We start from the raw sequence: 7,965 nt of genomic DNA, 5'->3' as shown, positions 1-7,965 counted from the left end.
CCACGCCGTGGTCGAGGCCCTGCGCGCCGGTCTCGACCCCACGGCCGCCTGCCGCCGCGTCATCGAGCGCCTCGCCCGCCTGCGCGGCGCCAAGGTGGCTAATTCCCAGGTCGCCCTGCTGGCCCTCGACAAACAGGGCCGCGCCGGGGGCTTCGCGCTGCAGCCCGGCTTCACCTTCGCCGTGACGGACGCTAACGGTCAGACCCGCATCGAGCGCGCCGGAGCCCTGTTCGAGACCCCATGACCACCCTGATCACCGAACGCCTGACCCTGACCCCGGTCGCCGTATCCGACTACGACGACCTGCGCGCCATGTGGGCCGACCCGGACGTCATCCGCCACCTCTTCCCCGAGCCCCTCAGCGACGAGGATGTCTGGTTCCGGCTGTTGCGCGATCTCGGCCACTGGGAGGCTCTCGGCCACGGCAACTGGACCCTCCGGCTGAAGGACACCGGCGAGCATGTCGGCGGCGTCGGCGTGCTCGACTACCACCGCGTGCTGGAGCCCGCCTTCGACGCGCCGGAACTGGGCTGGGGCCTCCGTTCCGCCTTCCAGGGCAAGGGTCTGGCTTTCGAGGCGGTCTCGGCGGCCCTGGCCTGGTGCGACGATACGCTGAACGCGCCCCGCACCGTCTGCATGATCGACCCGACCAACACGCCCTCGCTCGCCCTGGCGGCGCGCGCCGGCTACCGCGAGTACGCCCGCACCGACTACAAGGGCGCGCCGGTCATCCTGCTGGAGCGAGCGGCGGTCTGAGCGACGGCCCGCCCCGTAGCCGGACATTAAGGTTTACGCGCCATTCTGGCCGGCGAATCCGGAGATCGCCCGCCCCATGCCCATGCCCGTCGAAGAGCTTCGCGGCCATCTGACCGAAGCCTTTCCCGACGCCGAGATCGTCATCGACGATCTGGCCGGCGACGGCGACCACTATCGCGCCCGCATCGTGTCGACCGCCTTCGCCGGCCTGCCCCGCGTGCGCCAGCACCAGCTCGTCTATGCGGCGCTGAAGGGCAAGATGGGCGGCGAACTTCACGCGCTGGCGCTCGAAACCTCGGCCCCGGCCAATACCTCCCCGGCAGGAGACTGAACCATGCGCTACCGTCCCTTCGGACAGGCGGGTCAGGCGGTCTCGGCGCTGACGCTGAGCCTCGGCCCCCGCGACATCGCCCAGGGTCCCCAGGCCGGCCGCGACCTGGTCTATTCGGCGCTGGAAGCCGGCATCAACAGCTACCGCCTCGAGACCGCCGACCCGGTGCTCGCCGAGGTCCTCGGCCAGGCCCTGAAGGACGTCGACCGCAAGCTGGTGCAGGTGTCGCTGATGCTGGGGGCCGGCGACGGCCGTCGCGGCTCGGACCGCGACTTCTCGGCCGAGGGCATCACCTCGGCCATCGATCGGGCGCTGGGCATCTCCGGCCTGGGCTGGTTCGACCTGGCCATCCTCGACGAACCGGCCGAGCACGAACTGCCTCAGACGACCCTGAACGCGCTCAAGGCCCTGCGCGCCACCGAACGCGTCCGCCTGCTGGGCATCTCCGGCGAGGGCGAGGTGATGGACACCTATGTCTCGACCGGCGCCTTCGACGTCCTGGCCACGCCTTTCCACGTTAATTCGCCGTGGCAGATCCGCTCGCGCCTGCGCGTGGCGCGCGAGGCGGACATGGCCATCTTCGTCTACGACTACTTCCCTGAGAGCCTCGACACGGCCAAGAAGGCCGCGGCCGTCCACCAGCCGAAGAAGGGCTTCTTCGGATTCGGCGGCCCCAAAACGAAGGCCAATCCGCTGGCCCACGCCGGCACCTTCGCCTTCCTTCACCGCACCAACAACTGGCCGGCCGAGGCCATCTGCCTGGCCTACGCCCTCACGGACCCCTCGGTCTCCAGCGTGCTGATCCGCGCCAGCGACACGGAGCGGCTGAACATGCTGTCCCTGGTGCCCGATCGCGACATGCCGCCGGGCCTCGCCGCCCAGATCGAAATGGCCCGCGTGGCCGGCGCCAAGGCGGCCTGACCCACGACCTGGGACCTTCCGACGCCTTGACCCCGCCCCTCAGGGCGCCTAGCTGACGGCCTTCATCGAAAGGCCAGTTCCAGTGACCGATCAAGCTGTCGCCAACCCCGTCCACGCCTTCATCGCCGATACGGTGAAGGGCCACGACGTCGTCCTGTTCATGAAGGGCACGCCGGACGCGCCGCGTTGCGGCTTCTCCTCGCTGGCTGTGCAGATCCTCGACCACGTGGGCGCCCCCTTCGTCGGCGTCGACGTGTTGCAGGACGAGGCCCTGCGCGAGGGCGTCAAGACCTTCAGCGACTGGCCGACCATCCCCCAGCTCTACATCAAGGGCGAATTCGTCGGCGGCTCGGATATCGTGCGCGAGATGTTCAGCGCCGGCGAACTGCAGACCCTGATGGCCGAAAAGGGCGTGCCCCTCGGCGACGCCGACGCCTGATGGCCAAGGCCCAGCTCGAACCCCGGGCGGACCGCGAAATTTTCGTCGTCCCGCTGGAGGTCCGCCCCGAGCACATCGACGACAACGGCCACGTCAACAACGTCGTCTACGTCGGCTGGCTGCAGGACGCCGGCACGGCCCACTGGAACGCCCGCTTCGACCCGGAGACCCGGGCCCGATGGTCGTGGGTCGCCGTGCGCCACGAGATCGACTATTTCCGCCCGCTGCCGCCCGACGCCCCCGGCGTAAAGGCCCGCACCTGGGTCGGCGACCCGCAGGGGCCGCGCTTCAACCGCTATGTCCGCATCGAGGACGGCGACGGGCGTCTGTGCGCCCAGGGCGTCTCGGAATGGGTGTTGGTGGACGCCGTGACCATGCGGCCGCACCGCATCCCGGCCGACATGCTGCCGAAATTCGAGATCCGCTGACGGGTTAGCCGCGCGGCAGCTGGTAGGGGTTTTCGACCGAAACCCGACTGCCCGGCGCCAGCCCCATCTCCTGAAAGGTCCAGCTCATCTCGACCCCTTGGGCGCGAGGTTCGAGACAGCGATCCTCCTTCAGGCGGCGCAGGGTGATCACCGAGGCGTCGCCCTGACGGCGGACGACCGGCAGCAGGTCGGCTTTCTGGGTGCAGCCGTTCGAACTGACCCAGAACACGGCCTGGTCCTGCACGATGGCGGCGGCGTGCACGGGTTCGATCTGGCCCGGGCTGTCGGCGAGCATCGGCGCGGCCTCCCGGCCGGTCCAGCGGTCCACGAGCGCGCAACCCGAGAGCGCCACGGCGAGGGTCATCGTGCCGGCGAGCGTGACGGTCCGTTTCATGCCCGGCCTCCCGTGCCGATTCCTGAACGCGCATAGTGTGCGCCTGTTCGCCCCCGAGGGGAACCCGATGCGGGCCTGATGTGGAAAGGGCCCCGGATCGCTCCGGGGCCCTTCCGAACGTCTGTCGAAACAGCCGATTACGACGAGTAGTATTCGACCACCAGGTTCGGCTCCATCTTCACCGGGAACGGCACGTCGGCCAGTTCCGGCACGCGGACGTAGCGGACCGAGAAGCCGCGGTCACCCAGCTCGAGGTAGTCGGGCACGTCGCGCTCCGACGACTGCTGGGCCTCCAGCACCAGCGCCATCGAGCGGGACTTCTCCTTGACCTCGATGACCTGGCCCGGCTTGACCCGGTAGGAACCGATGTCGACCTTCTTGCCGTCGACGGTCACGTGGCCGTGGCTGACGAACTGGCGGGCGGCCCAGACGGTCGGGACGAATTTGGCGCGGTAGACGATGGCGTCGAGGCGCGACTCCAGCAGGCCGATCAGGTTCTCGGAGCTGTTGCCCTTGCGGCGCGAGGCTTCGTCATAGGTCGCCGAGAACTGCTTCTCGGTGATGTTGCCGTAATAGCCCTTCAGCTTCTGCTTGGCCTTCAGCTGCAGGCCGAAGTCCGAGACCTTCTGCTTGCGGCGCTGACCGTGCTGGCCGGGGCCGTACGAGCGCTTGTTGACGGGGGATTTCGAGCGGCCCCACAGGTTTTCACCCATGACCCGGTCGAGTTTGTACTTGGCGCTATGGCGCTTGGACATATGTCACTCTTCTCATGATGCGGCCCGGTCCCTCCCCAACTGGAGAGACGATCTCAACGGCGGTCCACGCATCGTCCGTAGTCAATCACGCAACGCGGCGAGCCGGTGGCGTGAAGGCGGGGCTTATGACGGTCGGAGCGGCGTCCGTCAAGACTTCGGCGGACGCCGCCCTCGCGTGGCTCAGCCCGCCGCGGCGAACAGTTCGTTGGCCTTGTTCCAGTTCACCACCGACCAGAACGCCTTCAGATAGTCGGGCCGGCGGTTCTGGTACTTCAGATAATAGGCGTGCTCCCAGACATCGGCGGCCAGAACCACGGCGCCCTTGTCGTCGGCCACATCCATCAGCGGATTGTCCTGGTTCGGCGTCGAGGTGACCTTCAGCTTGCCGTCCTGCACGATCAGCCAGGCCCAGCCCGAGCCGAACTGGCCGGCGCCGGCGGCGTTGAAGGCCTCCTTGAATTTCTCCATCCCGCCCAGATCGCGGTCGATGGCGGCGGCCAGCTCGGCCGAGGGCTCGCCGGTCTTGCCCTGCGGCGCCAGCAGCTCCCAGAACAGGCTGTGGTTCCAGTGCCCGCCGCCATTGTTGCGCACGGCCCTGGGCGCCTTCGAGATGCCGGCGAACAGCTCTTCCAGCGACTTGCCCTGCAGGCTGCTGTCCGCGTCCACCGCCTTGTTCAGATTGTCGACATAGGCTTGGTGGTGCTTGTCGTGGTGGAACTCCATCGTCGCCTTGTCGATGGCCGGCTCCAGGGCGTCATAGGCATAGGGGAGGGGCGGAAGCGTAAAGGCCATGGGGAGGCTCCTTCGACGGGTTTCGGGGAGCCCTCATCTAGGCGCCCGCACGTCGAACCCAAGCGGGTCGGAGGGAATTTGGTTCAGCACGCTTGCATCCGCGCACGCGTGAGTTGATCTTCGGGGTTCATTCTCGAGGAGGAGAACGGTGACCTCAATCCATCGCGCCCTGGCCGCTCTGGCGGCGCTGTTCGCCCTCCCCGGCTGCGCCGCCGTGGCCTCCCTCGACCGGATGGCGGATCAGGCCGAGGTCCGCTCGAACTGCCACACCAGCACGGGCGAATGGGTCGGCGCACCTTCCTGCAACACCGAATGGTCGGTCTCGAAAACCACGTCGACCACGACCACGGTCGTCACGACGACAACGGCCTCCGACGGCGCCCCGCCGGCGTCCGACGACTAGAGCTGCCGCTCAGATCTCCGGCAGATTGGCCTTCAGGCAGTCCCGCACCGCGCGCCGCAGGTCGCCGGAGGCGGAGACGAAATCCACCCCCTCGGCGTCGAACACCGCCCGCGTCGCGGCGTCCAGTCCGTTCGGCAGGGCCGCCAGCACCCGCTTCTCGCCCTTGGGGTGCAGGCAGAAGCCGACCTCCCGGCACAGGGCGGCGAACATCTCGTCGTGGGCGGCGTCAGCGGTGGTCATGATCCCTCCCTAGCACGGCTTCAGGGCAGCAGGCCGCTCAGCCAGTGCATTATGTTGAGCCCGAAGCGCGCATTGCCCGGCGCGGCGTTCATGCCGAAGCGCCGGTCGGCCTGACCGCTCTCCGGCGGATAGCGGATCAGCTGCGCCGACAGCATCCCGGCCTCGCCCAGCACCACCACCCGCCCCCGGCCGTATTCGAACGCCAGTCCCTGCGCCGGCAGCGCCGGCTTCGACAGTTCCGCCACCGCGGCCTCGGACCCGCCCGCCTCGTCCAGCCGGTCGGCCAGGGCCTGCAGCGTCGGCAGATCGGGCGACTCCCGCGCGCCATCGGTCATGTGCAGCAGCGCCGTCGCGCCGTCCGGCCCCTCCAGCGACTGGCCGGTGAAGGCGGTCACGCTGTCCACCCGCTCCGAGTCGCCGCGTCCCGCAATGATCGGATGATCCCCCAAGGCCTCGGCCGGATAGGTCAGGTTGGTCGTCAGGTCGCGGCCCCCGTCCGTCATCGCGAAGGCGTAGCCGGTCCCCATCCTCACCCCGAACCGCGCCGCCAACGCCTCCGCCGCCGCCCCGAACGGCGTGTGATCGGCGATCAGCAGCAGCCTGCCGCCGTCCCGGACCCACGCCTCCAGCGCCGCTCCTTCGGCCTCGGTGAAGGCCGGCGGCGTCGGCTTTTGCTGGGTCGCGCCCGCATTGGCGATGACCACCACGTCCACGCCCTCCAGACCGCCGGCGTCGAACGCCTGCGTCCCGGCCCGCACCTGGTAGCCGTCGGCCCTCAGCAGCGCCGCGAACGGCGCATACTGGCCCTCCAGCCGGTGGAAATTGGCGTGCGCCTCGTCGATGACCACGACCGGACCCTGGCCCGCCGCATAGGCCGGACGCTCCACGGTCGGCCGGAAATCCGGATCGACCATCTGCTGCTGGGCCGCGGCCGGCGCCGCGACGGCCGCCAGGGCCATCAGGCCGAACGCGAATGCAACGAGCCGCATGGGACGCCCTCCAGTTCCGGACGCGACCCTATCACGGACCGATCAGTCCTTCAGCCGCGCGGCGTGGAAGGCCACATGGTCGGCGATGAAACTGGTCATGAAGAAATAGGAGTGATCATACCCCGGCTGCATCCTCAGCGTGACCGTCTGCCCCGCCGCCTCCGCCGCCGCGACCAGCAGCTCCGGCTTCAGCTGCTCCACCAGGAACGGATCGGCGTCCCCCTGGTCGATCAGGATGTCGTCAAAACAGCCGGCCCCGACCCCGTCCCCGATCAGCCGCGCCGCGTCGTGCTCGGCCCACGTCTCCCGGTCCTCGCCCAGATAGGCGGCGAACGCCTTCTCGCCCCACGGACAGCGCGTCGGCGAGGCGATCGGCGCGAAGGCCGAGACCGACCGGAACAGGTGCGGATGCCTCAGCGCCAGCGTCAGCGCCCCATGCCCGCCCATCGAATGCCCCGAGATCGCCCGCGCCTTCGTGGTCGGGAATTCCGCGTCGACCAGCCCGATCAGTTCGCCGACGACATAGCTCTCCATGCGGAAATGCTTCGCCCACGGCGCCTCGACGGCGTCGACATAGAAGCCCGCCCCCTGCCCCAGGTCGTAGGCCGGATCGTCCGCGACGCCTTCCCCCCTCGGCGAGGTGTCCGGGGCCACCACGATCACGCCGTGCGCGGCCGCCGCGCCATAGGCCCCGGCCTTGGTGGTGAAATTGTCCTCGGTGCAGGTCAGGCCCGACAGCCAGATCAGCACCGGGAACGGCCCCTCCCCCGGCGGCGTGAACACCGACAGCGTCATCGCCGTGCCGGTGGTCGCGCTGTCGTGGCGCAGATAGCGCAGGGTTCCGCCGTGGACGACGTGGGTCTTCAGGGTTTCCATATTTTCCGCTCATCCCGGCGAAAGCCGGGACCCAGTTCTGTCCAGCTTGACGCCGGCGTTTCAGGATATCGTTCCGGGCAGCCTACCGGGACCGATCGTCCAAAGCACTGGGTCCCGGCTTTCGCCGGGATGAGCGGATGGAATATCGAGTGTCACCCCGGCCTGTGCAGGGCGCAGACCTTGTTGCCGGCTGGATCGCGCAGATAGGCCAGATACAGCTTCCCGACGGCCAGCTCCCGGAATCCGGGCGGATTCTCGATGGAGACGCCGCCGCTCTCGACGCCCGCCGTGTGAAAGGCGTCGACCGCTTCCGGGCTGGCGGCGTGAAAGCCGATGGTGCCGCCGTTGGCGTGACAGGCCGGCTCGCCGTCGATCGGCTGGCCGACCGCGAACGCCCCCCGCTCCGTCCGCCACCAGTAGCGACCCTTGGGGTCCGGCCCGCTGGCCGGCGCGATCCCCAGCGCGCCCAGCGCCGCGTCATAGAATTGGCGCGACGCCTCGACGTCGTTCGCGCCGACGGTGATGTGGGTGAACATGGCTTCCCTTTTCCTGCTTCAGGACAGTTTTTTTAAACAACTATCCCGGGGACGCAAGCCTCTAGAACACCACCACGCTGCGGATGCTCTCCCCCGCGTGCATCA

General features: G+C 68.9%; 14 protein-coding genes. 7 read left to right on the top strand and 7 right to left on the bottom strand.

Annotated features, from left to right (window positions below; all coding sequences use genetic code 11):
• From RDU12_RS09565 to RDU12_RS09540, 6 genes are all read left to right on the top strand, one after another.
• Window positions 1–244: hypothetical protein (locus RDU12_RS09565; protein WP_374990207.1), on the top strand; the 244-nt coding region annotated here is incomplete at its 5' end.
• The gene (locus RDU12_RS09560; RefSeq protein ID WP_300289836.1) at window positions 241–756 is read left to right on the top strand and encodes a GNAT family N-acetyltransferase; all 516 of its coding nucleotides are present in this window, start codon (window positions 241–243) and stop codon (window positions 754–756) included. The genes RDU12_RS09565 and RDU12_RS09560, both read left to right, overlap by 4 nt.
• A 76-nt stretch (window positions 757–832) precedes the next feature.
• Window positions 833–1,087 (top strand): BolA family transcriptional regulator, encoded by a 255-nt coding sequence (locus RDU12_RS09555; protein ID WP_300289837.1) that lies wholly within the window; start codon window positions 833–835, stop codon window positions 1,085–1,087.
• 3 nt (window positions 1,088–1,090) lie between these two features.
• Window positions 1,091–2,008, top strand: coding sequence for an aldo/keto reductase (locus tag RDU12_RS09550; RefSeq protein WP_300289838.1), 918 nt, complete (start codon window positions 1,091–1,093; stop codon window positions 2,006–2,008).
• A gap of 82 nt (window positions 2,009–2,090) precedes the next feature.
• Window positions 2,091–2,447, top strand: a complete 357-nt coding sequence (gene grxD, locus RDU12_RS09545) for a Grx4 family monothiol glutaredoxin (RefSeq protein WP_300289839.1) — start codon at window positions 2,091–2,093, stop codon at window positions 2,445–2,447.
• The gene (locus tag RDU12_RS09540) at window positions 2,447–2,875 is read left to right on the top strand and encodes a thioesterase family protein (protein WP_300289840.1); all 429 of its coding nucleotides are present in this window, start codon (window positions 2,447–2,449) and stop codon (window positions 2,873–2,875) included. Before grxD ends, RDU12_RS09540 begins: the two co-directional genes overlap by 1 nt.
• Before the next feature lie 4 nt (window positions 2,876–2,879).
• On the opposite strand, the gene RDU12_RS09535 is transcribed toward RDU12_RS09540, so the two are convergent.
• From RDU12_RS09535 to RDU12_RS09525, 3 genes are all read right to left on the bottom strand, one after another.
• Window positions 2,880–3,269, bottom strand: coding sequence for a hypothetical protein (locus tag RDU12_RS09535; protein ID WP_300289842.1), 390 nt, complete (start codon window positions 3,267–3,269; stop codon window positions 2,880–2,882).
• Window positions 3,270–3,406: 137 nt separating this feature from the next.
• Window positions 3,407–4,024: a 30S ribosomal protein S4 gene (gene rpsD, locus RDU12_RS09530; RefSeq protein ID WP_300289843.1), complete on the bottom strand. Its 618-nt coding sequence runs from the start codon at window positions 4,022–4,024 to the stop codon at window positions 3,407–3,409.
• A gap of 180 nt (window positions 4,025–4,204) precedes the next feature.
• The gene (locus RDU12_RS09525) at window positions 4,205–4,816 is read right to left on the bottom strand and encodes a superoxide dismutase (protein WP_300289844.1); all 612 of its coding nucleotides are present in this window, start codon (window positions 4,814–4,816) and stop codon (window positions 4,205–4,207) included.
• 148 nt (window positions 4,817–4,964) lie between these two features.
• Here RDU12_RS09525 and RDU12_RS09520 point away from each other — a divergent pair, with 148 nt between their 5' ends.
• Window positions 4,965–5,219, top strand: a complete 255-nt coding sequence (locus RDU12_RS09520) for a hypothetical protein (protein WP_300289845.1) — start codon at window positions 4,965–4,967, stop codon at window positions 5,217–5,219.
• A gap of 9 nt (window positions 5,220–5,228) precedes the next feature.
• On the opposite strand, the gene RDU12_RS09515 is transcribed toward RDU12_RS09520, so the two are convergent.
• From RDU12_RS09515 to RDU12_RS09500, 4 genes are all read right to left on the bottom strand, one after another.
• Window positions 5,229–5,459, bottom strand: coding sequence for a hypothetical protein (locus tag RDU12_RS09515; protein WP_300289846.1), 231 nt, complete (start codon window positions 5,457–5,459; stop codon window positions 5,229–5,231).
• Window positions 5,460–5,479: 20 nt separating this feature from the next.
• Entirely contained in the window at window positions 5,480–6,448 is a 969-nt protein-coding gene (locus RDU12_RS09510; protein WP_300289847.1) for a DUF4350 domain-containing protein, read from the bottom strand.
• A gap of 42 nt (window positions 6,449–6,490) precedes the next feature.
• Window positions 6,491–7,324, bottom strand: coding sequence for an S-formylglutathione hydrolase (fghA, locus tag RDU12_RS09505; RefSeq protein WP_300289848.1), 834 nt, complete (start codon window positions 7,322–7,324; stop codon window positions 6,491–6,493).
• Window positions 7,325–7,476: 152 nt separating this feature from the next.
• The gene (locus RDU12_RS09500; protein ID WP_300289849.1) at window positions 7,477–7,860 is read right to left on the bottom strand and encodes a VOC family protein; all 384 of its coding nucleotides are present in this window, start codon (window positions 7,858–7,860) and stop codon (window positions 7,477–7,479) included.
• Window positions 7,861–7,965 lie beyond the last annotated feature (105 nt).

Origin of the sequence: Brevundimonas sp., assembly GCF_031082345.1 — a bacterium.
Taxonomy (GTDB): Bacteria; Pseudomonadota; Alphaproteobacteria; order Caulobacterales; family Caulobacteraceae; genus Brevundimonas.
Note: the sequence above shows the minus strand (reverse complement) of the source record. Positions and strands in the feature narration are given on the sequence as shown.

What these genes read in the sequence shown, in the direction of transcription:
- RDU12_RS09560 (WP_300289836.1), top strand. Translation starts at nt 241, where the DNA reads ATGACCACCCTGATCACCGAACGCCTGACCCTGACCCCGGTCGCCGTA.
- RDU12_RS09555 (WP_300289837.1), top strand. Translation starts at nt 833, where the DNA reads ATGCCCATGCCCGTCGAAGAGCTTCGCGGCCATCTGACCGAAGCCTTT.
- RDU12_RS09550 (WP_300289838.1), top strand. Translation starts at nt 1,091, where the DNA reads ATGCGCTACCGTCCCTTCGGACAGGCGGGTCAGGCGGTCTCGGCGCTG.
- RDU12_RS09540 (WP_300289840.1), top strand. Translation starts at nt 2,447, where the DNA reads ATGGCCAAGGCCCAGCTCGAACCCCGGGCGGACCGCGAAATTTTCGTC.
- RDU12_RS09535 (WP_300289842.1), bottom strand. Translation starts at nt 3,269, where the DNA reads ATGAAACGGACCGTCACGCTCGCCGGCACGATGACCCTCGCCGTGGCG.
- rpsD (WP_300289843.1), bottom strand. Translation starts at nt 4,024, where the DNA reads ATGTCCAAGCGCCATAGCGCCAAGTACAAACTCGACCGGGTCATGGGT.
- RDU12_RS09525 (WP_300289844.1), bottom strand. Translation starts at nt 4,816, where the DNA reads ATGGCCTTTACGCTTCCGCCCCTCCCCTATGCCTATGACGCCCTGGAG.
- RDU12_RS09515 (WP_300289846.1), bottom strand. Translation starts at nt 5,459, where the DNA reads ATGACCACCGCTGACGCCGCCCACGACGAGATGTTCGCCGCCCTGTGC.
- RDU12_RS09510 (WP_300289847.1), bottom strand. Translation starts at nt 6,448, where the DNA reads ATGCGGCTCGTTGCATTCGCGTTCGGCCTGATGGCCCTGGCGGCCGTC.
- fghA (WP_300289848.1), bottom strand. Translation starts at nt 7,324, where the DNA reads ATGGAAACCCTGAAGACCCACGTCGTCCACGGCGGAACCCTGCGCTAT.
- RDU12_RS09500 (WP_300289849.1), bottom strand. Translation starts at nt 7,860, where the DNA reads ATGTTCACCCACATCACCGTCGGCGCGAACGACGTCGAGGCGTCGCGC.